Origin of the sequence: Pseudaeromonas paramecii (assembly GCF_039540575.1) — a bacterium.
Lineage (GTDB): Bacteria > Pseudomonadota > Gammaproteobacteria > Enterobacterales > Aeromonadaceae > Pseudaeromonas > Pseudaeromonas paramecii.
Window position 1 is genome coordinate 49,189 of record NZ_BAABFC010000025.1, and the last position, 26,143, is coordinate 75,331.

General features: G+C 61.5%; 25 protein-coding genes. 9 read left to right on the forward strand and 16 right to left on the reverse strand.

Going from position 1 to position 26,143, the window contains the following annotated elements:
* Positions 1–61 precede the first annotated feature (61 nt).
* Genes yidC through rpmH form a run of 4 tightly spaced genes read right to left on the reverse strand, consistent with a single transcriptional unit; the run spans position 62 to position 2,430 of the window.
* Positions 62–1,711, reverse strand: a complete 1,650-nt coding sequence (yidC, locus tag ABD847_RS15400; protein WP_345014601.1) for a membrane protein insertase YidC — start codon at positions 1,709–1,711, stop codon at positions 62–64.
* Between the two features lie 2 nt (positions 1,712–1,713).
* Positions 1,714–1,971 (reverse strand): membrane protein insertion efficiency factor YidD, encoded by a 258-nt coding sequence (gene yidD / locus ABD847_RS15405; protein WP_345014603.1) that lies wholly within the window; start codon positions 1,969–1,971, stop codon positions 1,714–1,716.
* Complete coding sequence (gene rnpA, locus ABD847_RS15410) at positions 1,938–2,294, reverse strand: ribonuclease P protein component (protein ID WP_345014605.1); 357 nt, start codon at positions 2,292–2,294, stop codon at positions 1,938–1,940. The genes yidD and rnpA overlap by 34 nt, the downstream gene beginning before the upstream one ends.
* Positions 2,287–2,430, reverse strand: a complete 144-nt coding sequence (gene rpmH, locus ABD847_RS15415) for a 50S ribosomal protein L34 (protein ID WP_345014607.1) — start codon at positions 2,428–2,430, stop codon at positions 2,287–2,289. Before rpmH ends, rnpA begins: the two co-directional genes overlap by 8 nt.
* A 451-nt stretch (positions 2,431–2,881) precedes the next feature.
* On the opposite strand from rpmH, the gene dnaA reads away from it, so the two are divergent.
* The 4 genes from dnaA to gyrB are packed head-to-tail and all read left to right on the forward strand — an operon-like array spanning position 2,882 to position 8,887.
* The gene (dnaA, locus tag ABD847_RS15420) at positions 2,882–4,252 is read left to right on the forward strand and encodes a chromosomal replication initiator protein DnaA (protein WP_345014609.1); all 1,371 of its coding nucleotides are present in this window, start codon (positions 2,882–2,884) and stop codon (positions 4,250–4,252) included.
* A gap of 12 nt (positions 4,253–4,264) precedes the next feature.
* Positions 4,265–5,365 (forward strand): DNA polymerase III subunit beta, encoded by a 1,101-nt coding sequence (gene dnaN, locus ABD847_RS15425; RefSeq protein ID WP_345014611.1) that lies wholly within the window; start codon positions 4,265–4,267, stop codon positions 5,363–5,365.
* 2 nt (positions 5,366–5,367) lie between these two features.
* Positions 5,368–6,480: a DNA replication/repair protein RecF gene (gene recF / locus ABD847_RS15430; protein WP_345014613.1), complete on the forward strand. Its 1,113-nt coding sequence runs from the start codon at positions 5,368–5,370 to the stop codon at positions 6,478–6,480.
* Positions 6,473–8,887 (forward strand): DNA topoisomerase (ATP-hydrolyzing) subunit B, encoded by a 2,415-nt coding sequence (gyrB, locus tag ABD847_RS15435; RefSeq protein WP_345014615.1) that lies wholly within the window; start codon positions 6,473–6,475, stop codon positions 8,885–8,887. Before recF ends, gyrB begins: the two co-directional genes overlap by 8 nt.
* A 76-nt stretch (positions 8,888–8,963) precedes the next feature.
* Here the strand turns inward: gyrB and ABD847_RS15440 are convergent, their stop codons facing one another.
* The 5 genes from ABD847_RS15440 to glyQ all read right to left on the reverse strand — a co-directional run bounded on the left by ABD847_RS15440 (position 8,964) and on the right by glyQ (position 15,409).
* Entirely contained in the window at positions 8,964–9,971 is a 1,008-nt protein-coding gene (locus tag ABD847_RS15440; protein WP_345014618.1) for a sensor domain-containing diguanylate cyclase, read from the reverse strand.
* Positions 9,972–9,981: 10 nt separating this feature from the next.
* Entirely contained in the window at positions 9,982–10,971 is a 990-nt protein-coding gene (locus ABD847_RS15445) for a response regulator (protein ID WP_345014620.1), read from the reverse strand.
* A gap of 105 nt (positions 10,972–11,076) precedes the next feature.
* Positions 11,077–12,327 (reverse strand): valine--pyruvate transaminase, encoded by a 1,251-nt coding sequence (locus tag ABD847_RS15450; RefSeq protein WP_345014622.1) that lies wholly within the window; start codon positions 12,325–12,327, stop codon positions 11,077–11,079.
* A 95-nt stretch (positions 12,328–12,422) separates the two neighbouring features.
* Entirely contained in the window at positions 12,423–14,495 is a 2,073-nt protein-coding gene (gene glyS, locus ABD847_RS15455) for a glycine--tRNA ligase subunit beta (RefSeq protein WP_345014650.1), read from the reverse strand.
* Positions 14,496–14,497: 2 nt separating this feature from the next.
* Complete coding sequence (glyQ, locus tag ABD847_RS15460) at positions 14,498–15,409, reverse strand: glycine--tRNA ligase subunit alpha (protein ID WP_345014624.1); 912 nt, start codon at positions 15,407–15,409, stop codon at positions 14,498–14,500.
* Positions 15,410–15,516: 107 nt separating this feature from the next.
* On the opposite strand from glyQ, the gene ABD847_RS15465 reads away from it, so the two are divergent.
* Entirely contained in the window at positions 15,517–16,104 is a 588-nt protein-coding gene (locus ABD847_RS15465; RefSeq protein ID WP_345014626.1) for a DNA-3-methyladenine glycosylase I, read from the forward strand.
* Positions 16,088–17,065 (forward strand): zinc transporter ZntB, encoded by a 978-nt coding sequence (zntB, locus tag ABD847_RS15470; RefSeq protein ID WP_345014628.1) that lies wholly within the window; start codon positions 16,088–16,090, stop codon positions 17,063–17,065. Before ABD847_RS15465 ends, zntB begins: the two co-directional genes overlap by 17 nt.
* A gap of 12 nt (positions 17,066–17,077) precedes the next feature.
* Here the strand turns inward: zntB and tusA are convergent, their stop codons facing one another.
* Together tusA and ABD847_RS15480 are read right to left on the reverse strand one after the other, a co-directional pair.
* On the reverse strand, positions 17,078–17,323 hold the full coding sequence (gene tusA / locus ABD847_RS15475) for a sulfurtransferase TusA (RefSeq protein ID WP_345014630.1): 246 nt from the start codon (positions 17,321–17,323) through the stop codon (positions 17,078–17,080).
* A gap of 52 nt (positions 17,324–17,375) precedes the next feature.
* Positions 17,376–17,585, reverse strand: coding sequence for a hypothetical protein (locus tag ABD847_RS15480; RefSeq protein WP_345014631.1), 210 nt, complete (start codon positions 17,583–17,585; stop codon positions 17,376–17,378).
* Positions 17,586–17,676: 91 nt separating this feature from the next.
* Between ABD847_RS15480 and ABD847_RS15485 the strand changes: the two genes are divergently transcribed.
* Positions 17,677–17,826 (forward strand): hypothetical protein, encoded by a 150-nt coding sequence (locus ABD847_RS15485; protein ID WP_345014632.1) that lies wholly within the window; start codon positions 17,677–17,679, stop codon positions 17,824–17,826.
* A gap of 2 nt (positions 17,827–17,828) precedes the next feature.
* Here ABD847_RS15485 and ABD847_RS15490 read toward each other — a convergent pair whose 3' ends face one another.
* From ABD847_RS15490 to ABD847_RS15510, 5 genes are all read right to left on the reverse strand, one after another.
* Positions 17,829–19,070: an ABC transporter substrate-binding protein gene (locus ABD847_RS15490; protein WP_345014634.1), complete on the reverse strand. Its 1,242-nt coding sequence runs from the start codon at positions 19,068–19,070 to the stop codon at positions 17,829–17,831.
* Positions 19,071–19,073: 3 nt separating this feature from the next.
* Positions 19,074–20,537 carry an ATP-binding protein gene (locus ABD847_RS15495; RefSeq protein WP_345014636.1) on the reverse strand — a complete coding sequence of 488 codons (1,464 nt, stop codon included), beginning with the start codon at positions 20,535–20,537 and terminating at the stop codon, positions 19,074–19,076.
* The gene (locus ABD847_RS15500) at positions 20,527–21,243 is read right to left on the reverse strand and encodes a response regulator (protein WP_345014638.1); all 717 of its coding nucleotides are present in this window, start codon (positions 21,241–21,243) and stop codon (positions 20,527–20,529) included. The genes ABD847_RS15495 and ABD847_RS15500 overlap by 11 nt, the downstream gene beginning before the upstream one ends.
* 148 nt (positions 21,244–21,391) lie before the next feature.
* The gene (gene fadA, locus ABD847_RS15505) at positions 21,392–22,552 is read right to left on the reverse strand and encodes an acetyl-CoA C-acyltransferase FadA (protein WP_345014640.1); all 1,161 of its coding nucleotides are present in this window, start codon (positions 22,550–22,552) and stop codon (positions 21,392–21,394) included.
* Positions 22,537–24,618, reverse strand: coding sequence for a 3-hydroxyacyl-CoA dehydrogenase family protein (locus ABD847_RS15510; protein WP_345014642.1), 2,082 nt, complete (start codon positions 24,616–24,618; stop codon positions 22,537–22,539). The genes fadA and ABD847_RS15510 overlap by 16 nt, the downstream gene beginning before the upstream one ends.
* An 86-nt stretch (positions 24,619–24,704) precedes the next feature.
* On the opposite strand from ABD847_RS15510, the gene ABD847_RS15515 reads away from it, so the two are divergent.
* On the forward strand, positions 24,705–25,316 hold the full coding sequence (locus ABD847_RS15515; protein WP_345014644.1) for a YigZ family protein: 612 nt from the start codon (positions 24,705–24,707) through the stop codon (positions 25,314–25,316).
* Positions 25,317–25,348: 32 nt separating this feature from the next.
* Complete coding sequence (hemG, locus tag ABD847_RS15520) at positions 25,349–25,867, forward strand: menaquinone-dependent protoporphyrinogen IX dehydrogenase (protein WP_345014646.1); 519 nt, start codon at positions 25,349–25,351, stop codon at positions 25,865–25,867.
* The last annotated feature ends 276 nt before the right edge of the window (positions 25,868–26,143 follow it).

A 26,143-nucleotide genomic window follows, 5' to 3' on the forward strand; every position in this document is an offset into this window, starting at 1 on the left:
GGGGACATTGTAATAAAAAAGGCGACCGTCTGGCCGCCTTTTGCTGTCTCGCCGGGGGCGATTATTTCTTGCGGGTATGCAGACCCTTCTTCTCCAGCTGACGGTAGATCAGGGTCTGCTGGGTGATGGTCACCAGGTTGGAGACCAGCCAGTACAGGGTCAGACCGGCGGGGAACCAGAGGAACATGAAGGTGAAGACGATGGGCATCAGCTGCATCACCTTCTGCTGCATGGGATCGGTGACCGTGCTGGGGCTCATCTTCTGGATGAACCACATGGAGGCACCCATCAGCAGCGGCAGCACATAGTAGGGGTCCTTCACCGACAGGTCGGTGATCCACAGGGCGAAGGGCGCGTGGCGCAGCTCCACGGACTCCATCAGGGTCCAGTACAGGGCGATGAAGATGGGCATCTGGATCAGGATGGGGAAGCAGCCGCCCAGGGGGTTGACCTTCTCTTCCTTGTACAGCTCCATCATGGCCTGGGACATTTTCTGGCGGTCGTCGCCGAAGCGCTCACGCAGGGCGGTCAGTTTGGGTTGCAGCAGCTTCATCTTGGCCATGGAGGTGTACTGGGCCTTGGTGAGGGGGTACATGCCGCCACGGACGATCAGGGTGATGAGGATGATGGCCACGCCCCAGTTGCTCACCAGGCTGTGCAGGAACTTCAGCAGCTTGAACAGGGGTTGGGCGATGAACCACAGCCAGCCGTAGTCCACGGTCAGATCCAGGTGGTTGGCCACGGTGGCCATCTCATCCTGCAGCTTGGGGCCGACCCACAGGGTGGCGCCCACCACGGCCTTGTCGTTGGCAGCTACCGTCACCATGGGCTCTTTGAGGCCGATGATGGCCTCTTTGTGGCCATTGATGGAGCGGCTGTAGAATTCGTTCTTCTGCTCCGGCTGACCGGCCCAGGCGGTAACGAAGTAGTGTTGCAGCATGCCGACCCAGCCACCGGGAGTGGTGACGGCCAGGTTCTTCTCGGTCATCTCATCGAAGGTGACCTTCTTGTAGCGCTGCTCGTCGGAGGAGTAGGCGGCACCGCGATAGGCAGAGGCCATCATGTGGCCACTCTGCTGACCCTCGGGGGTGGCGGTGCTCTGCTTGAGCTGGCCATAGAACTGTACTTGCAGCGGGCTAGCCTGCTGATTCTGGATCTGATACTCCACCTGCACCGCATAGCTGCCGCGCTTGAGCACGAAACGCTTGGTGAACTGGTCACCCTGGGCGTTGGTGTAGCTCATGGGCACCACCAGCTCATCGCTGCCGTCGGCCAGGGCAAAGCTGTCACCGGATACCTGATACAGGGGGCGGCCAGCCTGGTCGGCATCGGGACCATTGGGGCCGATCAGGCCGCTCTGGGCGATGTACAGGTGGGCCGGACCTTGCTCCAGCAGGGTAAAGGGTTCTTCAGAATCCAGAGTCTTGGCCTGGGCCAGCAGCTTGGCGTCGACGATGTCGCCACCCAGCGGATCTATGGTCAGCTCCAGCAGATCGGATTTCACCTTGATCAGGCTGCGAGCCTGGGCGCTATCCTGGCCATTGGGCACATCGGCGGTGGCGGCGGCCGTCTGGCTGGCCTCCGGCACGAAACCGCTTTGAGCCGCTTGGGTCGCGACGGGTTGAGGTTGCTTGTCTGTCTGCCATTGCTGCCACAGCAGAAAGCTGACGACCAACAGGCCGATCAAAAGTAAATTACGTTGGGATTCCATAGTCAGTTTCTTCGTTGTGTTCGCTTGGGATGCGGAACCGGGTCATGGCCGCCTGGATGTAAAGGGTGACATTTTAATAGACGTTTCCCCCCCAACCAAACGCCTTTTATGAGACCGTGCAGGCAGATCGCCTCGGCCATATAGGTCGAACAGCTGGGATGGAAGCGACAGCGGGGGCCCAGCAAGGGGCTGACCACCAGCTGGTAGAGGCGGATCAGCTTAACGGCTAGCCATTGCAACGGCGTGACAGGGTGCGCCATAGCTTGTCCAGCAGCTGGGTGAGATCGGCATTGCTCAGGCCGCCGATGCCTGCCTTGGCAATGACGACGATGTCGATGGCCGGCAGGTCGTGTTGGGTGTGGCGGAAGTTTTCCCGCACCAGGCGTTTGACGCGATTGCGCCAGACGGCACGCTTGAGGGCTTTTTTGGGCACGGTGAGGCCGAGACGAGGATGTCCCAGTTCGTTGGCACAAGCCAGCAAGGTCAGGTGGGGGGAAGCAGCCCGGACGGGATCGGAGAAGACACGCTTGAATTGGTCGGGAGTTAACAGACGTAACTCCCGGGGGAAGGTGTGCTTAGCCATTCACAGTGGTCAGGCGGGCACGACCCTTGGCACGACGACGGGCCAGCACCAGACGGCCATTCTTGGTGGCCATGCGGGAACGGAAACCGTGGTTGCGCTTGCGCTTCAGCACTGAAGGTTGAAAAGTACGTTTCATAACATTAATCCGCTTATCGACTGTACAGTTTGGGTGGCCACACCATCGAGGCACCGAAATCGGTGAGGCCGCTCTAATAAAAGAGGGCGAATTCTATACAGATTCCGATGGGCCGTCAATTGTGGCGGACAGCACAGGGCGTCCATCACGGGGTATGGCTGGACCGGATCCTTATATAAAGGACGCGGGCGCTGGATTATACCCTGCTGGCGGACAGAGACAAGCCCAAGGATCCGGCGAGGGATCCGCGGGATCGTGATCCGGATCGTGGCAGCCGACGCATTGTTGATAACTTGTGGGTAATATGGGGCTTTCTCGGGTCTTTATGCACAAAAAAGGCCAAAGTCAAGCCGCATATTTGCTCGGATCCCGGCTTTCTCGCTAGAGATCCAGGGGGTAAAAAAGTAGAATGTCGGATCTTCGCTTTTGCCTTTTTTGATTGGAGTGGATCGTGACAACGTCGCTATGGCAGCACTGTCTCAACCGGCTGCAGGATGAGTTGCCTTCGGGAGAATTCAGCATGTGGATCCGGCCGTTACAGGCGGAAGTCAGCGATAGTGCCCTGACACTCTACGCGCCCAACCGCTTCATCCTGGACTGGGTTCGCGATAAGTATCTGCTGAGGATCAACGGCCTGATCGCCGAGTTTTGTGGATCCGATGCCCCGGCCCTGCGCTTCGATATCGGCAGTCGCGCCACCCTGGCCCAGGCTGTGCATAAACCGGCGGCCCCCGTGGCACCTCAGCCGTCGGTACCCGCCTGGGAGACGCCGGCAAGCCAGAACAAGCCCGAGATCAATCACAAGAGCAACACCAATCCCAACTATACCTTCGACAACTTCGTCGAGGGTAAGTCCAACCAGCTGGCCCGCGCGGCGGCCGGGCAGGTGGCAGACAATCCGGGCAGCGCCTACAACCCGCTGTTTCTCTACGGTGGCACCGGCCTGGGCAAGACCCACCTGCTGCATGCCGTGGGCAATGCCATCAAGGCGCGCAAGACAGACGCCAAGGTGGTGTACATGCACTCCGAGCGTTTCGTGCAGGACATGGTCAAGGCGCTGCAGAACAACGCCATCGAGGAGTTCAAGCGCTACTACCGCAGCGTGGACGCCCTGCTGATCGATGACATCCAGTTCTTCGCCAACAAGGAGCGTTCCCAGGAGGAGTTCTTCCATACCTTCAATGCGCTGCTGGAAGGTAATCAGCAGATCATCCTCACCTCGGATCGCTACCCCAAGGAGATCAACGGGGTGGAGGATCGGCTCAAGTCCCGCTTCGGCTGGGGCCTGACGGTGGCCATAGAGCCGCCGGAGCTGGAGACCCGGGTCGCCATTCTGATGCGCAAGGCCGAAGAAAACCGCATTCATCTGCCGGATGAGGTGGCCTTCTTCATCGCCAAGCGGCTACGCTCCAACGTCCGTGAGCTGGAAGGGGCCCTGAACCGGGTCATCGCCAATGCCAACTTTACCGGTCGGGCCATCAACATCGACTTCGTGCGAGAGGCGCTGCGGGATCTGCTGGCCCTGCAGGAGAAGCTGGTCACCATCGACAACATCCAGAAGACGGTGGCGGAGTACTACAAGATCAAGGTGGCGGATCTGTTATCCAAGCGCCGTTCCCGCTCCGTGGCCCGTCCACGTCAGCTGGCCATGGCCCTGGCCAAGGAGCTGACCAACCACAGTCTGCCGGAGATCGGCGATGCCTTCGGCGGGCGCGACCACACCACAGTGCTGCACGCCTGTCGCAAGATCGCCGCCCTGCGGGAGGAGAGTCATGACATCAAGGAAGACTACTCCAACCTGATCCGTACCCTGTCATCCTAAGGAAGCTAGCCCATGCAGTTTTCGATCAATCGTGATGCGCTGCTGCGTCCGCTGCAGCTGGTCTCAGGTTCCCTCGGCGGGCGTCCGACTCTGCCGATCCTTGGCAATGTGCTGCTGCAGGTCAGTGAAGATGAGCTGGCCATGACCGGCACCGATCTGGAAGTGGAGATGATTGGCCGGGTTCGGCTGCTGGATCCGGCGCAGCCCGGCCGCACCACGGTTCCGGCCCGCAAGCTGCTGGATATCTGTCGGGGCTTGCCGGAGGGGGCGGAGATCGCCTTCGTGCTGGAAGGCGAGCGTCTGATCCTGCGTTCCGGTCGCAGCCGTTTCTCCCTGTCGACCCTGCCGGCGGAAGAGTTTCCCAACATCGAAGACTGGCAGTTTGATCTGGAGTTCGATATCAGCCAGCAGGAGCTCAAGCGGCTCATCGAGTCCAGCCAGTTCTCCATGGCCAGTCAGGACGTGCGCTATTACCTCAACGGCATGCTGTTCGAGACCCAGGGCCAGCACCTGCGCACCGTGGCCACCGACGGCCACCGCCTGGCCACCTGTCGGCGCGCGTTGCCAGCGGCCCTGCCGGAGCAGCAGCTGATACTGCCGCGCAAGGGGGTGCTGGAGCTGGTGCGGCTGCTGGAAAACGACGACAAGCCCATCCGGCTGCAGATGGGCAACAGCAACCTGCGGGCCATCTCCGAAGGCTTTGTCTTCACCTCCAAGCTGGTGGATGGCCGCTTCCCCGATTACCGCCGGGTACTGCCGCGCCAGAGTGACAAGCTGGTGATCGCCGAGCGGGAATCGCTGCGCCAGGCATTCGCCCGGGCCGCCATCCTCTCCAATGAGAAGTTCCGCGGCGTGCGCCTCAACCTGCAGAACAACCTGTTGCGCATTACCGCCAACAATCCTGAGCAGGAAGAGGCCGAGGAGTTGGTGGATGTGCAGTACCAAGGGGCCGAGCTTGAGATCGGCTTCAACGTCTCCTATGTGCTGGATGTGCTGAATACGTTAAAATGCGAGCAGATCAAGTTCAGCCTCTCCGATGCCAACAGCAGTGCGCTGCTGGAGGATGTCGCCAACGATGATGCCCTCTACGTTGTGATGCCGATGCGGCTGTAAGCATGAGCCTGCAGAGTCTGACGGTCCGGGATTTTCGCAACATAGAGAGTGCCCAGCTGGCACTCAGTCCCGGGCTCAACGTGCTGCTGGGCGACAATGGCAGCGGCAAGACCAGCTTGTTGGAAGCGATTCACTATCTCGGTCTGGGGCGTTCGTTTCGCACTCACTTGACCGGCCGGGTGATCCGTCAGGGGGAGAAGCAGTTCACCCTGTTTGCCAGACTCGCCGCCGGCGATGACAGCCTGGCGGTGGGGATGCAGAAGCTCAAGGGGGGCGAGGGCGATATCCGCATCAATGGCCAGAGTGCCGAGCGGCTGGCCCAGTTGGCGGAGTTGTTGCCGCTGCAACTGATCCACCCCGAGGGATACAACCTGCTCACCGGTGGCCCGCAACAGCGTCGAGCCTATCTGGACTGGGGCGTGTTTCACGTGGAGCACGCCTTTTTTCCTCTCTGGGGGCAGGTGCGACGGTTGCTCAAGCAGCGCAATGCGTTGCTGCGGCAGAGTGGCCAGTATGGCCCGCTGCAGTTCTGGGATCAGGAGTTGTCCCGCTTGGGTGAGCAGCTGAGTGCGCTGCGTCAGACCTATTGTGATGCCCTGCTGCCACTGCTGCAGGAGCTGGCCGCCGAGTTTCTGCCCGAGTATCAGCTGCAGATTGGCTTTTACCCGGGCTGGGATCGCAACCGGCCCTTGGTGGAGCTGTTGGCGGAAGGATTTGAACGGGACAAGTTGATGGGGCATACCCAGCTTGGCCCGCACAAGGCGGATCTGCGCATCAAGGCCAATGGGGTGCCGGTGCAGGATCTGTTGTCCCGTGGCCAGCTCAAGCTGCTGGTCTGCGCCATGCGGTTGGCGCAGGGACTGTTTTTCAATCAGGCCGGGGGGCGACGCTGTATCTTCCTGATTGATGATTTTGCCTCCGAGCTTGACGGCGACAAGCGTCGCCGGTTGGCGCAGCGGTTAAAGCAATGTGCTTCTCAGGTGTTTATCACCGCCATCGACGAAGCACCCTTGGCTGACATGATGTCAGAATTGGCGTGTCGTCTGTTTCACGTGAAACAGGGCACGATCACCGAATATCCAACACGCGAGAGCGAGAGAGTAAGAGATGAGTGAGAACACTTACGACTCTTCGAGTATCAAGGTTTTGAAGGGTTTGGACGCAGTACGTAAGCGTCCTGGGATGTACATAGGCGATACGGACGACGGCAGTGGTCTGCACCACATGGTATTTGAGGTGGTGGACAACTCCATCGACGAGGCGCTGGCCGGCTACTGCTCGGACATTCGCGTCACCATTCATGCCGATGGCTCCGTCTCGGTGCGTGACAATGGCCGGGGTATCCCGGTGGATATTCACGAGGAAGAAGGGGTTTCAGCGGCCGAAGTCATCATGACGGTGCTGCATGCCGGCGGTAAGTTCGACGACAACTCCTACAAGGTCTCAGGTGGTCTGCACGGGGTGGGGGTGTCGGTGGTGAATGCCCTGTCCGACAAGCTGTTGCTGACCATTCGTCGCCAGGGGCATGTCTACGAGCAGACCTATAGTCTTGGCGACCCGGTTGCGCCCCTGGCGGTGGTGGGTAACTCGGATCAGACGGGCACCGAAATTCGGTTCTGGCCTAGCCCGACCATCTTCTCCGATACCCTGTTCCACTACGAGATCTTGGCCAAGCGGTTGCGGGAGCTTTCCTTCCTCAACTCCGGTGTCTCCATCCGGCTGCATGACGAGCGGGATGGCCGTGAGGACCACTTCTGCTATGAAGGGGGCATCTGTGCCTTCGTGCAGTACCTCAACCAGAACAAGACCCCCATCCATCCCAAGGTGTTCTACTTCACCACCGAGAAGGATGGTATCGGTGTGGAAGTGGCCATGCAGTGGAACGATGCCTATCAGGAAGGGGTCTACTGCTTCACCAACAACATTCCGCAGCGGGACGGTGGTACTCACCTGGCCGGCTTCCGGGCCGCCCTTACCCGTACCCTGAACGCCTACATGGACAAGGAAGGCTACAGCAAGAAGGCCAAGACATCGGCCTCCGGCGATGACGCGCGGGAAGGTCTGACGGCCGTCATCTCGGTCAAGGTGCCGGATCCCAAGTTCTCGTCCCAGACCAAGGACAAACTGGTTTCCTCCGAGGTGAAGACCGCGGTGGAGCAGACCATGAATGAGAAGCTGGACGAGTTCCTGCTGGAAAACCCCGCCGATGCCAAGATAGTGGTATCCAAGATCATCGATGCGGCTCGGGCGCGGGAAGCGGCCCGCAAGGCGCGGGAGATGACCCGCCGCAAGGGGGCCTTGGATCTGGCGGGGTTGCCGGGCAAGCTGGCGGACTGCCAGGAGCGGGATCCTGCCCTGTCCGAACTCTACATAGTGGAAGGGGACTCGGCGGGCGGCTCTGCCAAGCAGGGGCGTAACCGTAAGTTCCAGGCCATACTGCCGCTCAAGGGCAAGATCCTGAACGTGGAGAAGGCGCGTTTCGACAAGATGCTCTCCTCCCAGGAGGTGGCGACCCTGATCACCGCGCTGGGTTGCGGCATCGGCCGGGATGAGTACAACCCGGACAAGACCCGTTACCACAACGTCATCATCATGACCGATGCCGACGTCGACGGTGCCCACATTCGTACCCTGTTGCTGACCTTCTTCTACCGGCAGATGCCGGAGCTGATCGAGCGTGGTTACGTCTATATCGCCCAGCCGCCACTGTACAAGGTCAAGAAGGGCAAGCAGGAGCAATACATCAAGGATGAGGATGCCCTGAGTGGCTATCAGACCTCTCTGGCGCTGGACGGGGCGACCCTGCACGTCAATGCCAGTGCCCCCGGCATCGGTGGAGAGCAGCTTGAGCGCCTGGTGCTGCAGCACAGAGATGTGAAGCAGCTCATCAGCCGCTTGGCCCGCCGCCTGCCGGAAGCCGTGTTGGAGCACCTGATCTATCTGCCTGCGTTGACCCAGGAGAGCCTCAAGGATCAGGTTGCCATGGCGGCTTGGGTGGCGCAGCTACAGAGCAAGCTGGATGAGCAGGGCACCAATGGCCTGCAGTTCGTCATCAGCCTGCAGTACAACGAAGAGCGCCATGCCCATGTCCCGCAGATTGAGCTGCGGCAACACGGGGTCGAGCGCCATTACCTGCTCAACTACGACTTCATCGGCTCGCTGGAGTATCGCCAGATCGTGGCCCTGGGTGAGCAGCTCAGCAACCTGATCGAAGAGGGGGCCTTCGTCAAACGTGGTGAGAAGGTCAAACCGGTAACCAGCTTTGAGGAAGCCTTGGCCTGGTTGGTGGATGAAGGCAAGCGCGGCGTCTATATCCAGCGCTATAAGGGGCTGGGTGAGATGAACCCGGACCAGCTGTGGGAAACCACCATGGATCCGCAATCCCGCCGCATGTTGCGCGTCACCATCGAGGATGCCATCGCTGCCGACCAACTGTTTGCCACCCTGATGGGTGACAATGTCGAGCCGCGCCGCGACTTCATCGAAACCAACGCCCTGCGGGTCGCCAACCTGGACGTTTAGTGCTCCAGGAGATGGAGAAAACAAAAAGCAGCCGATTGGCTGCTTTTTTATTGCCTAACCAGCCGGGAGGCTGGCATCAAGCATGATCGACCTGGGCCGGTAGCGGCTTGGCCTCACTCAACAGGCCGGGAAGGCGGCTGGCCAGCACACAGCAGTTACGGCCATTGCGCTTGGCATGATAGAGGGCGGCATCGGCGGCGGCGATCCAGTCGCTGGCGGTGGCATGCTGGGGCTCCAGGCGGGCAATACCCACGCTGATGCTAAAACAGATATGGTGCTGGTCGAACTCGACGATCTGCTCGGCCATGGCGATGCGCAGCCGCTCCGCCACATACATGGCACCCGGCTCATCCACATCCAGCAGCAGAATACCGAATTCCTCGCCGCCATAACGCCCGGCCACATCGGTGCTGCGCAGCACCTGCATCAGGGTCTTGGAGACGCGCCGCAGGACGGCATCCCCCGCCAGGTGGCCATAGCCGTCGTTGATCTTCTTAAAGAAGTCGATGTCGAACATCATCAGGGTGCTGCTGTGAGCGTGCCGTTGGCAGCGGTTGAACTCCTGCCGCAGACACTCTTCCCAGTGCCCGCGGTTGAACAGACCGGTCAGCCGGTCGGTGACCGACAGCACCTTGAGCTGCTGGTTGGCCTCCTGCAGGCCCAGTTTCCCCATGGCGGCATCGGTCACATCGTAGAGGATGATGCAGGCATGATCCGTGGTGCCGTTGCGTGAGGTGAGGGGCAGTATGGTGATGTTCTGATACATCAGCTCACTGCGACCGGTGAAGGGTTTGCTGGAGATGAAGTTGAATAGCCGGGGTCTTTGCTCCCAGGAGGTGAAGGTGGGGCTATTGAGGGCCAGCACCGTCTCCACCTTTCGACGCAACCAGCTTTCCGGCAGCGCCGGGAAGCGATGGAACAGTCCCTGACCTTGCAACTTGGAGAAGCCGATGCCGCTGTGATTCTCCATGAAACCATTCCACAGCTGGATGTTGAACTGACGATCCACCACCACCAGACCCACATCTATGCTCTGCAGCACGTCCAATATCCAGTGAAACTCATCTAGGGCAATTTGGCTCATGGGCTGACTCCTATTCCACCAGCAGGCTGAGTCGCCGCTCCAGCGGGCGCAAGGACGCTTCGGTAAACAACAGCAGCAGATCACAACTCAGCTGTTGACTGGGAATGGTGTAGGTGAAGTTGACCGATAACACGGGCTGGGCATGATCATCCGCCAGTGGGATATGCCGCTCGTCTAGAGTGTCGGCCATGGTGGGGTGGCTGTGGCTTAAGCGAAAACCCAGCTGTTCCGCTAACCCCAGCAGCAGGGCGCTGCTGAGCATGGCCGCCAGCTCCATCAGCACCTCATGGCCATCTCCTTCGGCTTCTTCCTGGCCCATCAGACGCAATATCTTGCCACTGTCATTACGGTCCAGGCGGATGAGGCATTCGCCCGCCAGGTTGGAGCCGATAAAGCCCTGACTGATCAGGCAATGACTCTCACTCTGGCACCAGCTGGCCACCTCCGTCATCACCTGATGACGGCTGCACAATCGCAGGGCTGGAATGGGCAAGTGGATAAAGACGTTGAGCAGGTTGGCCATCTGATTGGCGGCTTGGCCCATGGCCACGTTGATGAGCTCCTGCAGCGACTCGAGATAACCGATCTGTGGCCCGGCAACGGCCGGGTGCGGGTCGGTCGTGTTGGGGAGTTCGCTCAACAGGCCGTACCGCAGCAACAGCTGATGCAGTTGACTGGCCTCCATGGGCTTGCGCATGAAGGCCAGCGCACCCAACCCCATGATGCGTTGTTGAGCCTGGGGTTGTATATCCCCGGACACCACTATCACCAGGCAATGCAGATCCTCGCGGCGTATGGTTTCCAGCACCTGATAGCCATCAAGATCGGGCATGTTCAGATCGAGGAACAGCAGCTCGCCCCTGCGCGCCCGCAGCAACGCAAGGGCCTCTCTGCCGTTTTCGGCATGATGAAGATCCCGGGCAAAGCCGGCTGGCAAGGCCCGAGCCAGTTGATTGCGTGCAAAGCGGGAGTCATCGCAAATGATGACGGAATGAGCCATGTCGTGACCAGATCGAAGAAAAACCGCACACATTGTCGCATCTTTACCATCGGCTTCAAATGCACAAATGTTGGGCTAACCGTCAATTTTTGAACCGCTTAACAATTAGCCCTGGTAGGCCTCAAGCACGATACGAGCCAGTATTTCGATGCCTTGCTTCACCTGGGCTTCCGGTTGGGCATAGTTGAGTCGTAGGCACTGATACTGATGGGGCCACTGGCTGTCTTCAATACCGGGGAAGAAGTAGTGTCCCGGTACCACGATCAGGCCAGCGGCCTTGAGGCGCTCGTACAGGATCTGGCTGTGGATGGGCAGCCCATCGAACCAAAGCCAGAGGAACAGGGCGCCTTCAGGCTTGTGGATGCGAAAGCGCGGATCTGGGATGGCCTCTTGCAGCCACTGCACCGCCTGCTGGGCCTTGGCCTGATAGAAGGGACGGATCCACTGCTCGGAATGGCGAATGATGTCGCCAGACAGCACCCAGGGTTGCACCAGGGTAGGGCCCAGGCCGCCTGGCGCCAGGTTGATGATGCCGGAGAGGTTGCCGAGGGCCTGGATGATTGATTCATTGGCCACCACTATGCCACAGCGACAGCCGGGCAGCCCCAGCTTGGACAGGCTCAGGCTGAGGATGGTGTTGTCATCCCAGAACGGTGTCGCCTCGCTGAAGATGATGTTGGGGAAGGGGGTGCCATAGGCACCGTCGATCAGCAGCGGAATGCCGTGCTGGCGGGCCAAGCAATCCAGGTGAGCCACCTCGTCGTCCGACAGCACATTGCCGGTGGGATTGGTAGGGCGGGAGACGCAGATCAGTCCGATATCCTCACCAATTTCCAGCGCTTCAAAGTCCACCTGGTATTTGAACAGACGGTGGTCGAGCAGCTGGATGGCGGGCTTGCAGGCCAGAAACATGTCGTCACTCAGTGCCGAATCGGCGTAACCGATATATTCCGGGGCCAGGGGGAACAGCACCTTCTTCTTGCGGCCATCCGGGAAGTCACCGGCCAGCAGGTTAAACAGATAAAAAAAAGCGGTCTGGCTGCCATTGGTCAGGGCGATGTTGCGGGCGGTGATCGGCCAGCCGTATTCCCGCTGCAGCAGCTCGGCCAGCGCCTGGGTGAAGCTGTCCTTGCCCTGGGGACCATCGTAGTTGGCGATGGCGCGCAGCAGGTCACCCTGGTCCAAGCTCTGCTGCATCTGTTGCTGCAGGGCCTGTTGCAGCTCTGGCACTGCCGCCGGGTTGCCACCACCCAACATGATGGCGTCGGGATTGAGCAGCCCCTGATTCAAGTCGTCCATCAACTGGGTGATGCCGGCTTGTCGGGTAAACTTCTGGCCGAAGGAGGAGAATTCCATAACCGTGTCCAAGCAAGGGTGAAACGGGTTTGAGCCGTTTCACGTGAAACAAAAAACAAAAAGGGCCCTGACGGGCCCGTTCGATTAACGCAGGCTTACTGCTGCAGCACGGAAATATCCGCCACCTGGAGGAATAGGTTACGCAGCTGATTGAGCAGGGCCAATCGGTTATTGCGCAGTGCCAGATCCTCGGCCATCACCATCACCTTGTCGAAGAAGGCATCCACCGGCTCGCGCAGGGCGGCCAGGGCGGTGAGGGCTTGCTGATAGTCACCGGCGGCGAAGCAGGGGGCCAGCTCACTCTGCAGCTGAGCCAGCTTGGCCGCCAGGGCCTGTTCGCTGGCATCCTGCAGCAGGGCGCTGTCAATCTGCTCCGGCAGGGCACCTTCCACCTTGGCCAGAATGTTGGAAACCCGCTTGTTGGCGGCCGCCAGGGCCTCGGCCGCATCCAGGCTGCGGAAGTGGTTCACCGCCTTGACCCGACGGTCGAAGTCCAGTGGACGGGTGGGACGACGAGCCAGTACCGCCATGATCACATCGGCACTGATGCCTTCATCCTGGTAGGCGGCACGGAAGCGGGCCAGCATGAAGTCGATGACCTCATCGGCAACCTGGGTGTTGGACAGCTTGGCACCGTACAACTCAACCGCCTTGGCCACCAGACCGGCCAGGTCCAAGTCCAGCTGCTTCTCGACACAGATACGCAGGGCGCCGATGGCGGCACGGCGCAGGGCGAAGGGATCCTTGTCCCCCTTGGGGGCCTGGCCGATGCCGAAGATACCCACCAGGGTATCCAGCTTGTCGGCGATGGCCACGGCACAGGCCACCAGGCCGGTGGGCAGGGCATCGCCGGCGAAGCGCGGCATGTACTGCTCGTTGAGCGCCACCGCCACATCTTCGGCTTCGCCGTCGTGGCGGGCGTAGTGCATGCCCATGACCCCCTGGGTGTCGGTGAATTCCATCACCATGTTGGTCATGAGGTCACACTTGGACAGCAGGCCGGCGCGGGTGGCGTGCTCCACATCGGCACCGATTTGCGGTGCGATATAGGCGGCCAGCTCAGCGATGCGGACGGACTTGTCCTTCAGGGTGCCGAGCTGCTGCTGGAACAGCACGGTAGCCAGGCTCTCCAGGCGGGCGGCCAGCGGCTGCTTCTTGTCGGTCTTGAAGAAGAACTCGGCGTCAGACAGACGGGGGCGAACCACCCGCTCGTTACCGCCGATGACCTGACTAGGGTCCTTGGATTCGATGTTGCTGATGAAGATGAAGTTGGGCAGCAGCTTGCCGGCCTGGTCGTAGACCGGGAAGTACTTCTGGTCGCCCTTCATGGTGTGCACCAGCGCCTCGGCCGGTACCTCCAGGAAACGCTCTTCAAAGGCGGCGGTCAGCAGCACGGGCCATTCCACCAGGGAGGTCACTTCCTCCAGCAGGGCGTCATCCAGATCGGCAATGCCGCCCAGACGGCTGGCCTCGGCCTCTATGCTGGTCTTGATGAAGGCCTTGCGGCGATGGAAGTCGGCAATGACCTTGCCTTTTTCTTCCAGCAGGGCCGGGTACTGATCGGCATGGGTGAGCTCGAATTCGGCTTCGCCCATGAAGCGGTGACCACGCACCAGACGGGCGGATTGCAGACCCAGGACTTCGCCGGGGATCAGCTCGCCACCCATCAGCATGCACAGGGTGTGCACCGGACGGACAAACTGGGTGCGTTCGGCACCCCAACGCATCAGCTTGGGGATCGGCAGACCGGCCAGGGCGGTGGCGACCATGGCGGGGATCAGCTCGACGGTGGGACGCCCCACCACCTTGGCGCGATGCACCAGCCATACGCCCTTGTCGGTGACCAGGCGGTCGGCCTGAGCGGCTTCGATGCCGCAGCCACGGGCCCAGCCTTCGGCGGCCTTGGTGGGCTTGCCATCGGCGTCAAAGGCGGCGGATACCGCCGGGCCGCGCTTCTCCACTTCCTTGTCCGGCTGCGCACAAGCCAGCTGCTGCACCTTGAGGGCCAGACGGCGGGGCGCGGCGAACCACTCCAGGCTGGTGAAGGCCAGATCGGCCTTGGTCAGCTCGGCGGTAAAGTTGTCGGCAAAGGCTTCGGCCAGCTTGCGCAGGGCCTTGGGGGGCAGCTCTTCGGTGCCCAGTTCAATCAAGAGGGTGTCGGTAACCATGCTCACACCTTTTCCTTACACATGGGGAAGCCCAGGGCCTCGCGGGCGGCGTAATAGGCTTCTGCCACCGCCTTGGAGAGGGTCCGGATGCGCAGTATGTAGCGCTGCCGCTCGGTGACCGAGATGGCATGGCGGGCATCCAGCAGGTTGAAGGCATGGGCCGCCTTGAGGATCCGCTCGTAGGCGGGCAAGGGCAGCGGGGTTTCCAGGGCCAGCAGGTGCTGACACTCCTTCTCGCACTGATCGAACATCTGGAACAGGAAGGGCACATCGGCGTGTTCGAAGTTGTAGGTGGATTGTTCCACCTCGTTCTGATGGAACACGTCGCCGTAGGTGATCTTGCCCAGCGGACCGTCGGCCCACACCAGGTCGTAGATGCTGTTGACGCCCTGGATATACATGGCCAGGCGTTCCAGACCATAGGTGATCTCGCCGGTGACCGGCGCACACTCCAGACCGCCTACCTGCTGGAAGTAGGTGAACTGGGTCACTTCCATGCCGTTAAGCCAGACTTCCCAGCCCAGACCCCAGGCACCCAGGGTCGGGTTTTCCCAGTTGTCTTCCACGAAGCGAATGTCATGCACCTGGGGATCGAAGCCCAGCTCCTTCAGGGAGCCCAGGTAGAGCTCCTGGATGTTGCTCGGGGAGGGCTTGAGGATCACCTGGAACTGATAGTAGTGCTGCAGGCGGTTGGGGTTTTCACCGTAACGGCCGTCGGTGGGACGGCGGGAAGGCTGTACATAGGCGCAGTTCATCGGCTCGGGGCCAATGGCGCGCAGGAACGTCATCGGGTGAGAAGTACCGGCACCCACCTCCATATCGAGGGGTTGCACGATCACGCAACCTTGCCTGGCCCAGTAGTCTTGAAGGGTCAGGATCAGTCCCTGAAAGGTCTTGATATCAAATTTCTGCATGATTATGTTCGCGGTTTGATTCAGTGCATACTGAGCGGAATTAAAACTGCCAGAGTATAACGCCTGAGCTGGCCGGAATATAGGCTAAATCGGGCCGGGAGCCACCGATGGAACTACGCTGCGCCTGGGCCACCCGGGATCCGGATTACATCCACTACCACGACCAGGTGTGGGGACGCCCGGTTTATGATGACCGGGAGCTGTTCGAGAAGCTCTGCCTGGATGGTCAGCAGGCCGGTCTCTCCTGGCTCACCATTCTCAGGCGCACCGAGTCCTATCGCCTGGCCTATGCCGGCTTCGATCCGGTGCGGATCAGTCAGTTCGACGAGTCGGACCGCCAGCGGTTATTGCAGGATACCGGTATCATCCGCAACCGGTTGAAAATCGATTCCATCATCAAGAATGCCCAGGCCTACCTGGCCATGCAGGCCGAGGGGATCGCCTTCGCACCCTGGCTCTGGGCTTTTGTCGGTGGCGCGCCCCAGATAAACCACTGGCAGCGCTCAGAGCAGATCCCCACCCGCAGTCCGGCGTCGGATGCCATGGCCAAGGCATTGAAGAAAAGAGGTTTTTCATTTGTGGGCACCACCATCTGCTATGCCTTCATGCAGGCGGTGGGCATGGTGAACGATCATCTGGTGTCCTGTCCCTGTCATGGCGCCTGTCAGGAGGTGGCTCATGCCGCTGGCAGTTGACAACCGGGTGCCGGAGGGGGCCGTCAATGCCCTGCTGCTGGATGGGCGGGGTGGTGGCCAGCGGCTGCCAGCCGGTGCCAGCTTGCCGGAGCAACCCTACTGGCTGCATCTGGATTATTCCCAGCCGTCGACCCAGGACTGGCTGGCGGTGACGCCCCTGTTGCATGATGAGGCGCGGGATTCCCTGCTGGGTGAGAGCAACCGACCCAAACTGGTGAAGCTCAACGGCGGCCTGTTGCTGACCCTGCGCACCATCAACAGCAATGCCGGCCAGCGGCCGGAGCAGATGGTGGCCCTGCGCTTCTATATCGATGAACACAAGGTGATCTCTACCCGACGGCGTCACGTGGGCGGGGTGGTGACCCTGCAGCAGCAGCTGGCCGGTGGACACGGGCCACTCAACTGTGGCGACTGGCTGGTGGCCATGTGTGAGGCGCTGACCGAGGAGACCGGGGATCATATCGACGATCTGCAGGAGCGCATTGCCCAGATGGAAGAGGATACCCTGGCCCAGCAGCTGCCCCATCGTCGGGAGCTGGCCCATATCCGGCGTCAACTGATCCTGCTGCGTCGCTATCTGGCGCCACAGCGGGATCTCTATGCCCGTCTGGCCAAGGAGAAGATTACCTGGCTGGAGAACGACGATCAGCGCCGGCTGGAGGAGATCGGCGAGCGGCTGGGGCGTTGGCTGGATGATCTCAATGCCAGCCTGTTTCGCGCCGACATGATGAGCGAGGAGATCAGTGCCCACCACACAGAGCAGCTCTCCCGGCGATCATATTTGATGTCGTTGTTTGCCATGGTTTTTTTGCCGGTGAGTGCCCTGACGGGGCTGTTTGGCGTCAACCTGGGGGGCATTCCCGGGGCTGAGTCGCCCTGGGGATTTGGCTTGTTTTGCGGCCTGATGGTGGCCCTGGTGCTGGGGCTGGCCCTCTGGCTGTGGCGCCGGCGCTGGCTTTAGCCAGCTCAGGTGCTACCGGCCTTTGCGGATCAGATAGCGATAGGGCTTCTGGTCGGTCTCGGCGGCCAGCAGTGTGTGGTCCATGTGCCGGCAGAAGCTGGGAATGTCCCGGGTGGAGGCGGGGTCGTCGGCGGTGATCAGCAGGGTCTCGCCCTCGGCCATGCTGCGCACCGTCTTGCGCACCATCATCACCGGCTCTGGGCAGCGCAGGCCGATGGCATCCAGTTGATGGGTGGCGGTCGAGAAGCGATCGCTCATGTTTTATCCTCCGCAGGCAAGGTCGGCCATGATACTCCGCCTTGCTTCGGGATCAAGTCGTCGACACCGGCGGCTTCCACAGCGCCGCGTCCAGGATCGACCAGAGGTGGATGATCCAGCCCAGCAGCACTATCCACAGGACGGCGGCCAGCACGAAGTGCAGTATGGCCATCAGCAGTCGCCCCTGAACCAACTGCCCCAGACCTGGGATAAAGAAGCTGCACAAGGCGGCGATGACGTTGCCGGCAGAACCCTGACCCATGTTGTTCTCCTCGTGAAATTCTGACTTTCCCTAAGCGGGACTGCCTGGCTATATAGCATAGTGAGCTAGGCATGACCACAGGGAGGTCGGGATGCCACAGCACTGGCGAAAAGGGCTGTATCTGGTGTTATGCCTGCTGGGCTTGCTGGCCGGCAGCCAGTTGGACGGCGGCATGAGCGGCCCCTGGATTGTCTTGGGTCTCTGGTCCAGCATCGGCCTGTGGTTTGAACTGGATGGCTAAAGTCAGCGCGCCGCCAGCATGGCCCGACGCAGCCGGTGGCTGGCTTGCTCTGCCGTTTGTTGCGGGTCGTTGAAGAAGTTGCTCAGCACATCCGTCACCGCCTGCAGCACATAACTGGAGGTGGCCATGCCCTCGGCCAGGCTAGGCACCAGGTGACCGCCCTGCTGGGCCTGCTCCAGGGCCTGGCTGGACTGGCGGGCGCAGCTGTCAAATTGGCCCATTGGCAAGCCAGCCAACGCAGGGATCGACCCTTTCTTCTGATTGAAAAGGATTTGCAGCTCGGGGGTCATCAGCAGGTTGGCCAACTGTACCTGAGCCGCCTGTTGTTCCGGATCCCGCACCGAAAACATGGCGATGGAGTCGATGTTGTAGCTGAAGATCTCCGCATTTCCCGGGGCCGGCAGGCAGCCGATGTTGCTGCCGGGTTGCAGGCCGGCCTGGGTCAGCTCACCCTTGGCCCAGTCGCCCATCAGCTGCATGGCCGCACTGCCGTCCATCACCATGCCGGTAGCCTGGTTCCAACTTAGGCCGCCAAAGTGCTGGGGCACGAAGGGGCGCAGGGCTTTGAAGCGCTGCAGCAGGGCCACCATGGTGGGGCTATCGAGCTGATCCGGTTCCAAGTTGATGAAGGCGCGGCGGAAGAACTCGTTGCCGGCGTCGCCTAGAACTATGGACTCGAACAGTATGGCCAGTTGCCAAGGGTCATTGCCGATGGCCAGGGGCGTGATGCCGGCCGCCAGCAGACGGGGTGCCAGCGCCTGCAGTTGAGCCCAGGTGCTGGGCGGTTCCAGCCCCAGTCGGGTGAAGACATCCCGGTTGAACCAGAGCCAGTTTACCCTGTGAATGCCGATAGGCACCGCCACATAGTGGCCCTGGTGACTCAGGGTGGAGCGGACGAAGCCTGGCAGGCGCAGATCCCAGCGCTGGTTCTGGGCCAACTCATCCAGATCCCGGAGTAGCCCTAAGCGAGCCCACTCCAACAGCTCACTGCCCTTGATCTGGGCCGCGGCCGGCGGGGTGGCCGCCAGTGCCCGGCTGCGCAGCACCGCCATGGCACTCTTGCCGCCGCCACCGGAGACGGCGAAGTCCTGCCATTGCCCGCCTTGGGCGCGCCACTGCTGTTTGATGACCTCGACCGCACTGGCTTCGCCACCGCTGGTCCACCAGTGCATCACTTCCACCCGGGCGGCCATCAAGGGGCTGGCCAACAGCAGGCCGCAGCAGAGCAGGCTAAGACGCTTCATGACTCAATGCCTTGGCAGGGACAGCACGGCCTGCAGGCCACCACTGGGGCGGTTTTCCAGCACCAGATCGCCACCGTGAGCGTGGGCGATGCTGCGGGCAATGCCCAGCCCCAGGCCGGTGCCGGGGGTGTTCTTATCCAGCCGGTAGTAGGGCTCGAAGATCTTCTCCAGCTGCTCGGCCGGCAGGCCAGGCCCTTCGTCGATGAAGTAGAGCAGTACCACCTCGGCATCCATGTGCTCCTCCAGATCATCCATGACGATGACCCGCACCCGGCGGCCGTACTTGATGGCGTTATCCACCAGGTTGCCGATGCAGCGCTTGAGGGCCAGCGGCTTACCCCGGTAGGGCTTCTTGGTGCGCCCCTCGATCACCATCAGGGTTTCATGCAGGTTGTACACCTCGGCGATCTGCTCCAGCAGCTGGTTGATGTCCAGCAACTCGATGTTTTCATGGATGTCGGTGTCCTTCACCGTCTGCAAGGCACCCTTGACCATCATCTCCAGGTCATCAAGATCCTTGTTGAAGCGGGTGATCAGCTGCTCGTCATCCAACAGTTCCACCCGCAGGCGCAGGCGGGTGATGGGGGTCTTGAGATCGTGGGAGATGGAGCTGAACAGCCGCTCCCGGTCATCGATGTAGCGCTTGATACGGTGCTGCATGATGTTGATGGCGCGGGTTACGGCGACGATTTCGCTGGCGCCTTCCTCCGGTAGGGAGGCCTGGTCTATGTCCTTGCCCAGGTTGACCGCCGCATCGGCCAGATGTCGCAAGGGCCGGGTCTGCCAGCGCACCAGGATGAAGGTGAACAGAAACAAAATGGCGGTGAGCAGCAGGATGAAGCGGAACTGGCTGGCCGGCAGGCTGGCCTCATTCAGGCTCATGTAGGGTTCCGGCAGCAGGGCGGCCAGATAGAGCCACTGGCCCGGATTGATCTCGATCTGGGTCACCAGAATCGGCGGATTGAGCGGCTCGATGATCAGGGTGTAGCGGGCCCAGGAGGGGGGAATGTCACTGAGCAGGGTCTCGTTGTTGAACACATGCAAGGTGGCGGGATCGGCAAAGTCCACCTTGATGGCCATGTGTTGGCCCAGCTTCTGGGTCAGCACCTGGCGCACCTCGTTCACCACCTGGCGCTTGGCCTGGGTGTCCGCCACCGGGGTCAGTGCGATAGGTTCCTGATTCAGGGAGACGAAGAAGCGGCTACCGCCCATGTTGCGCAGTTGATCCAGGGCGATGTGCCGGTATTCCACCGGCAGGGATTGGAAGAAGTTGACCGTGGAGGCGGCGGAGAGCGCCAGGCTGCGGGTGGCACTCATCCTGCCTTCCTGCTCGCGCTTCTCCAGCTGTTGCAGCCAGAGGCTGGAGATCAGGCTCTGGGCCAGGATGATGGCCAGCAGCAGCAACAACAGCATACGGGAGAGCAGGGAGCGGGGCACCAGATAGCCCAGCAGCTGGCTAATCTTCATGGCTGACTTCGGCGATCAGCATGTAGCCGCTGCCACGTATGGTCTTGATGATGCGGGGGCTCTTGCCGTTGTCGCCCAGTTTTTGCCGCAGCCGGCTGATCTGCACATCAATGCCGCGCTCCATGGGCAGGGTTTCCCGGCCTCGGGTGGCGTCGCTGATGGTGTCGCGATCCAGCACCTGCCCCGGGTGCTGCAAGAACAGGGAGAGCAGAATGAAGTCGCTGCCGGTCAGATCCATCTGACTGCCATCGTCGTTCACCAACTGCTGGCTGAGGGTATCCAGGCTCCAGTCGGCGAAGCGGATGCGGCGGCCATTTTCCTTGATGGGCTGGCGGAACTCGGCACGACGCAACAGCGCCTTGATGCGGGCCATCAACTCCCGGGGGCTGAAGGGTTTGGCGATGTAGTCATCGGCACCCAGCTCCAGGCCAATCACCCGATCGGCTTCGTCGGAGGCGGCCGTGAGCATGATGATGGGCACCTGGGAGCTGCGGCGGATCTGCTGGCACAGGCTGAAACCGTCGTCGCCGGGCATCATGACATCCAAAATGATGAGATCCGGCTGATGTTGTTCCAGTTGGCCATACATGGCGCGACCGTCGGCAGCCGTGATGACGTCAAAACCCGCGCGCGCCATGTATTCCTGCAGCAGCTCCCGGATTTCTTGATCATCATCCACGATAAGGATTTGTTTGCCTTTTGTCATTTTCGCCAGACCACGCAATTAAGTGGGCAAATTGAACACAGTCAGCGTGGAAAATGCAAGCTGGTGGCCGGTTTGCTGTGATTCTATGAACAATAAATCCACCGGCCAGAAGCGTTTTCAGACTCGCCTGAGTGATTTTTCTATCCACTCACCTCCGCTCCAGCAGGGTGCTGATCCCCTGACCCAGACCGATGCACATGGTGGCCAGACCAAACTGACCGTCGATCCGCCGTAATTGATGCACCAGACTGGTGAGAATGCGGGCGCCAGAGCAGCCCAGCGGGTGCCCCAGGGCGATGGCGCCCCCCTGGCGGTTGACCTTGTCATCCAGCTGGTCCTCCAGCCCCAGATCCCGTAGACAGGGCAGCACCTGGGCGGCAAAGGCCTCGTTGATTTCCACCCTGTCCACATCCGCCAGGCTGAGGCCGGCGCGTTGGAGCGCCAATCGAGTGGCGGGGACGGGGCCATAGCCCATCAGGCAGGGCTCGCAGCCCACCACCGTCATGGCGCGCACCCGAGCCAGGACAGGCAGCTCTAGGCTCCTGGCCTTCGCTTCGCTCATCACCAGCAGGGCCGCGGCGCCATCGCTCAGCGCCGAGGCGTTGCCCGCCGTGATGCTGCCTTGCGGGTCGAAGACCGGCGGCAGGGCCGCCAGGGCAGCTAGGCTGGTGTCGGCACGGATCACCTCGTCCTGCTGCGCGAGCAGCGGCACGCCTTGGGGGTCATGGCCCGGGGTGGGGCAGATCTCCTGGGCCCAGAGGCCCGCCTGCTGGGTTTGCCAGGCCAGACGGTGTGAGCGCAGGGCAAAGGCGTCCTGCTCGGCCCGGCTGATGGAAAACTGTTGTGCCAAGTATTCGGCGGTGAACCCCATACGGGTGGCGCCCAGGCTGAGGTGGTGGGCCAGGCCGGGGTGAAAGTCCAGCCCCTTATCCATGGGCAGGTGGCCCATCTGCTCGACACCCCCGACCAGGCAGGCCTGGGCATCCCCCACCATGATGGCGCGGCAGGCATCGTGCAGCGCCTGCATCGAGGAGCCGCACAAGCGGTTGACGGTCACCGCCGGGACGCTGGTAGGCAAGCCGGCCAGCAGGGCGGCGTTGCGGGCAATATTGAATCCCTGCTCCGCCGATTGTTGGACGCAGCCCCAATAGATGTCGTCTATGTCGGTTGGCGGCAGCGCCGGATGACGCTGGAGCAGGGCCCGCATCAGGTGGGCCGAGAGCACTTCGGCCCGCACATGGCGGAAAACACCCTGGCGGGCACGCCCCATGGGGGTGCGCAGGGCATCGACGATCACGGCCTGTTGCATGACGATACCTCCGGATAGCCGCGTGATTCGGCCAGTGCCAGGCGGCGGCTCAGGGCCGGATGCCGATAGCGCGGGTGGGGCAGGGCGAGGGCATCCACCTCATCCAGCAGGCGGGCCAGGCCGTAATCATCCAGATAGGCACAGGGGCCGCCGCGGAACGCCGGGAAGCCGGCGCCCAGGCGCATGGCCTCATCCAGCTCGGCCGCGCTGGCAACCACTTTTTCTTCTAGGCAGAGTGCCGCCTCCTCCAGCAGGGGCAGCAGCAATTGCAGGGTCAGGGAGTCATCCGGCGGCGCCTTGAGGGTATCATCACGCCAGGCGGGATCGGGGATGGGCTGGCCGTGAGCATAGCGATAAAAGCCGGCACCCTGATGGCGGCCGCCTCGGCCAGCCTGCAGGTGCGTCGACAAGGGATCGGTCGCTGGCCGGGCGAAGCGATCCGACAGCTGGCTGGTCAGTTGGCACAGGATCTGGCGGGCGTTGGCCAGTCCCATCTCATCCAGCAGACGGGCCGGCCCTTGGGGCCAGCCAAACTGTCGGGTCATCAGGGCGTCCAGCCGATAGGGGCTGATACCACGGGCCACCAGTTCCAGAAACGCCGCCAGGTAGGCAAACCGCAGGCGGTTGACCAAAAAGCCGGGACCATCTGCTACCTGGAGGGGGACTTTACCCAGTTGCCTGGCCAGATCCACCAGCTGCTGGCGCTGCGCCGCCGCCATGGCGGCAGGCAACACCAGCTCGACCAGGGACTGGCTAAAATGCATGCCAGCCAGACGCTCCGGATGGCGTAAGCCCCGGGCCTGCGGCGCTATGCCCAGGGAAGAGGTAGTGCTCACTAGCAGGGCCGGTTCCGGCAGCAGGGACTCGAGGGTCTGCCAGAGCGCCTGCTTGGCGGCAAGCTCCTCATCGATGGCTTCCAGCACCCATGGGCTGTCCGCCAACTGTTCAGGCCGCTCCAGCAGCTGCAGATGTTGCCAGCGTGCCGCCTGGCCGGCTGCCGGCAAGCTCTGCCAACGTTGGGCGAGGGATTCGGCCAGGGTGGCCCGCCGTGCGGTATCGGCCTCGTAGAGTCGGACCTGGAGTCCGCGTTCCAGTGCCCAGTCCGCCAGATCCTGTCCCATGAGCCCGCCGCCGACCAGGCTCAAACTGGAGACGTTACGGGTGGGACGCTGGCGCTGTTTCGCCTGTAGGCTGAGAAAGTGACCGATAAGATGACGGGTCTGGGGGCGAGGACACAGCTGTAGAAAATGATGCTGCTCCGTTTGCTGGGCGGCCGCGCGGGGCTGATTCAGGCTGGCGGCCAACGCCGCAATGGCCCGAGCGGGGGCCTCGCCCTGCGCCGGCGCACTGGCGAGGCGCTGGCGTGCCAGCTGCAGGGTGAGTTGTTGCTCACTGACCGGCAAGGCCAGGGGCTGCAACCTGGCGGGCCGGCGGGCTCGCCAGTCCAGTTCGCCCGTGCTGGCCCGCGTCAACAGCGTCAGGCCGGCCTGCTGCAGATCTGTGGTCGCACAGATGCCGTCCACGGCGCCTTCGGCCAGCAGTTGGGCCGCTGGGCGGGGCGTGCCTTCCAAAATCCAGGCCAGTGCCGGATCCAGACCGATCAGCCGCGGCAGCCGCACACAGCCACCAAAGCCAGGCAAGATCCCCAGTCGAGTCTCGGGTAAGCCCATCAGGGTATCCTGGCTGGCCATCCGGTAATCGCAGGCCAGGGCCAGCTCAGTGCCGCCGCCCAGCACGTGCCCCTGTAACAAGGCGACCGTGGGACAGGGCAGGTCCTCTAGCTGATTGAACAGGATGCGCGCCTGTTCCAGCCAGCTCACCAACTGATGATGCGGGCCGGCAAAGGCCGGCAGGAATTCCTTGATGTCGGCCCCTAGGATAAAGTGGGTCTTCTTAGAGAAGAGCAGCAAACCGCTGGGCGGCTGACTGCTAAGGCGATGCAGGCAGCTAGACAGGGTTGCCAGCGTTAGTCGATCGAGCAGATTGGCTGCACCAGGCGCATCGAATACCAGGGCCTGATAGCCTTGCCCCAAGGCGACGAGCTGGACGGGATCGGTGTGATTCATGAGAACCTCCCTGCTGGGGTGCTCGGCCCGACTCATCCAACTATGGGCAGCGACTGGCTGATTTTCAACGAGGAGACCAGACCGCCATGAAGGGCTATGAGATCCCAGCCGAAACGCAGGTGATCAGCGAAGAGATCAAGAAGAGCCGCTTTATCACCTATGTAGGGCATAAGGTGGGCCTGGCGGCCAGTCGAGCCTGGTGGGCCGAACTGCGCCGAGAACATCCCCAGGCGCGCCATCTGGGCTGGGCCAGCATTGCCGGGCAACCGGACGATGGCCAGCAATATGGCTTTAGTGATGATGGCGAGCCGGCGGGTACCACGGGCAAGCCAATGTTGGCGCAGTTGCAAGGCAGTGGCCTGGGAGAGGTGACGGCCGTGGTGGTGCGTTACTACGGCGGGATACGCCTGGGAACAGGCGGGTTGGTGCGCGCCTATGGCGGCGGTGTGGCACAGGCCTTGACGCAAGTGTCACGCTGTCAGGTACGTCTGCTGAGCCTGTTCAGCCTCAGTTGTGACTACGGTGATCTGGAACCGGTGCAATGGTGTTTGAAAACCGCGGAGGCTGAGGTGATAGAGTGTCATTATCAGGAGCGCATCCGGTGGCAGATTGCCTGTGCGGCAGACATGGCACCAACGCTGGCGGAGGAGCTGGCGCAGCGCACACAGGGGCGAGTCCTGCTTCTGTCTACCAGCTAACAACAATAATCGGGTCGAACCAAGGAGATGTCATGAGAGTTGCCGTTTTTTATTCCAGCCGTAATGGCCAAACCCGAAAAATCCTTGAAACCCTGCTGCAAGGACAACCGGATGCCCAGGTGGAATGGTACGACCTGCACCAGTATCCAAAAAAGAATCTGACCAAGTATGACAAGGTGCTGATCGGCGCCTCTATCCGTTACGGTCATTTTCATCCTTCCCTGGAGAGTTTCATTCAGGGGCACCTTGAACAGCTTAAAGCGGTGGATGCCAATCTGATCGGGGTCTGTCTGACGGCCCGCAAGCCGGAGAAGGCAACGCCAAAGACCAACCCTTACATGCGCAAGCTACTGGCCAGAGTGGCTTGGCATCCCCAGCGCGCCGCCGTCTTTGCGGGTGCACTGCGCTATAGCCAGTACAACTGGTGGCAGACACGCATCATCCAACTGATCATGAAGATGACCGGCGGACAGACGGATACCTCTGTGGATGTAGAGTTGACCGACTGGGCTGCGGTGGAGGAATTTGGCCGGCAACTCTGGTCTCGCTAGGGCGTAGTTGCGGGGAATTCCGCCGCTTTGCCTCATTTCTGAACGATCGCACCAAAAGATGCAAAATCCCCTTGCGGCGCGGCGCGGGCTCCCTATAATGCGCCCTCACTGACACGGCGCACGACGCCGGGTGAGCAAGGCGAGTCAAGCCCAGCTTGACAAGCCGATAGAGCTGGGTAGAATGCGCAGCTCTTGGCGAAAAGCCAAACCGCTCTTTAACAATTCAATTCAAGCAATCTGTGTGGGCACTCGCAGAGGTTGAAGTCAATCGACAAA

What these genes read in the sequence shown, in the direction of transcription:
- ABD847_RS15465 (WP_345014626.1), top strand. Translation starts at nt 15,517, where the DNA reads ATGGAACTACGCTGCGCCTGGGCCACCCGGGATCCGGATTACATCCAC.
- ABD847_RS15490 (WP_345014634.1), bottom strand. Translation starts at nt 19,070, where the DNA reads ATGAAGCGTCTTAGCCTGCTCTGCTGCGGCCTGCTGTTGGCCAGCCCC.
- yidD (WP_345014603.1), bottom strand. Translation starts at nt 1,971, where the DNA reads ATGGCGCACCCTGTCACGCCGTTGCAATGGCTAGCCGTTAAGCTGATC.
- ABD847_RS15450 (WP_345014622.1), bottom strand. Translation starts at nt 12,327, where the DNA reads ATGGAATTCTCCTCCTTCGGCCAGAAGTTTACCCGACAAGCCGGCATC.
- fadA (WP_345014640.1), bottom strand. Translation starts at nt 22,552, where the DNA reads ATGCAACAGGCCGTGATCGTCGATGCCCTGCGCACCCCCATGGGGCGT.
- ABD847_RS15500 (WP_345014638.1), bottom strand. Translation starts at nt 21,243, where the DNA reads ATGACAAAAGGCAAACAAATCCTTATCGTGGATGATGATCAAGAAATC.
- ABD847_RS15510 (WP_345014642.1), bottom strand. Translation starts at nt 24,618, where the DNA reads ATGAATCACACCGATCCCGTCCAGCTCGTCGCCTTGGGGCAAGGCTAT.
- rnpA (WP_345014605.1), bottom strand. Translation starts at nt 2,294, where the DNA reads ATGGCTAAGCACACCTTCCCCCGGGAGTTACGTCTGTTAACTCCCGAC.
- ABD847_RS15480 (WP_345014631.1), bottom strand. Translation starts at nt 17,585, where the DNA reads ATGGGTCAGGGTTCTGCCGGCAACGTCATCGCCGCCTTGTGCAGCTTC.
- hemG (WP_345014646.1), top strand. Translation starts at nt 25,349, where the DNA reads ATGAGAGTTGCCGTTTTTTATTCCAGCCGTAATGGCCAAACCCGAAAA.
- zntB (WP_345014628.1), top strand. Translation starts at nt 16,088, where the DNA reads ATGCCGCTGGCAGTTGACAACCGGGTGCCGGAGGGGGCCGTCAATGCC.
- recF (WP_345014613.1), top strand. Translation starts at nt 5,368, where the DNA reads ATGAGCCTGCAGAGTCTGACGGTCCGGGATTTTCGCAACATAGAGAGT.
- glyQ (WP_345014624.1), bottom strand. Translation starts at nt 15,409, where the DNA reads ATGCAGAAATTTGATATCAAGACCTTTCAGGGACTGATCCTGACCCTT.
- gyrB (WP_345014615.1), top strand. Translation starts at nt 6,473, where the DNA reads ATGAGTGAGAACACTTACGACTCTTCGAGTATCAAGGTTTTGAAGGGT.
- ABD847_RS15445 (WP_345014620.1), bottom strand. Translation starts at nt 10,971, where the DNA reads ATGGCTCATTCCGTCATCATTTGCGATGACTCCCGCTTTGCACGCAAT.
- ABD847_RS15495 (WP_345014636.1), bottom strand. Translation starts at nt 20,537, where the DNA reads ATGAAGATTAGCCAGCTGCTGGGCTATCTGGTGCCCCGCTCCCTGCTC.
- ABD847_RS15440 (WP_345014618.1), bottom strand. Translation starts at nt 9,971, where the DNA reads ATGAGCCAAATTGCCCTAGATGAGTTTCACTGGATATTGGACGTGCTG.
- tusA (WP_345014630.1), bottom strand. Translation starts at nt 17,323, where the DNA reads ATGAGCGATCGCTTCTCGACCGCCACCCATCAACTGGATGCCATCGGC.
- ABD847_RS15485 (WP_345014632.1), top strand. Translation starts at nt 17,677, where the DNA reads ATGCCACAGCACTGGCGAAAAGGGCTGTATCTGGTGTTATGCCTGCTG.
- rpmH (WP_345014607.1), bottom strand. Translation starts at nt 2,430, where the DNA reads ATGAAACGTACTTTTCAACCTTCAGTGCTGAAGCGCAAGCGCAACCAC.
- yidC (WP_345014601.1), bottom strand. Translation starts at nt 1,711, where the DNA reads ATGGAATCCCAACGTAATTTACTTTTGATCGGCCTGTTGGTCGTCAGC.
- glyS (WP_345014650.1), bottom strand. Translation starts at nt 14,495, where the DNA reads ATGGTTACCGACACCCTCTTGATTGAACTGGGCACCGAAGAGCTGCCC.
- ABD847_RS15515 (WP_345014644.1), top strand. Translation starts at nt 24,705, where the DNA reads ATGAAGGGCTATGAGATCCCAGCCGAAACGCAGGTGATCAGCGAAGAG.
- dnaN (WP_345014611.1), top strand. Translation starts at nt 4,265, where the DNA reads ATGCAGTTTTCGATCAATCGTGATGCGCTGCTGCGTCCGCTGCAGCTG.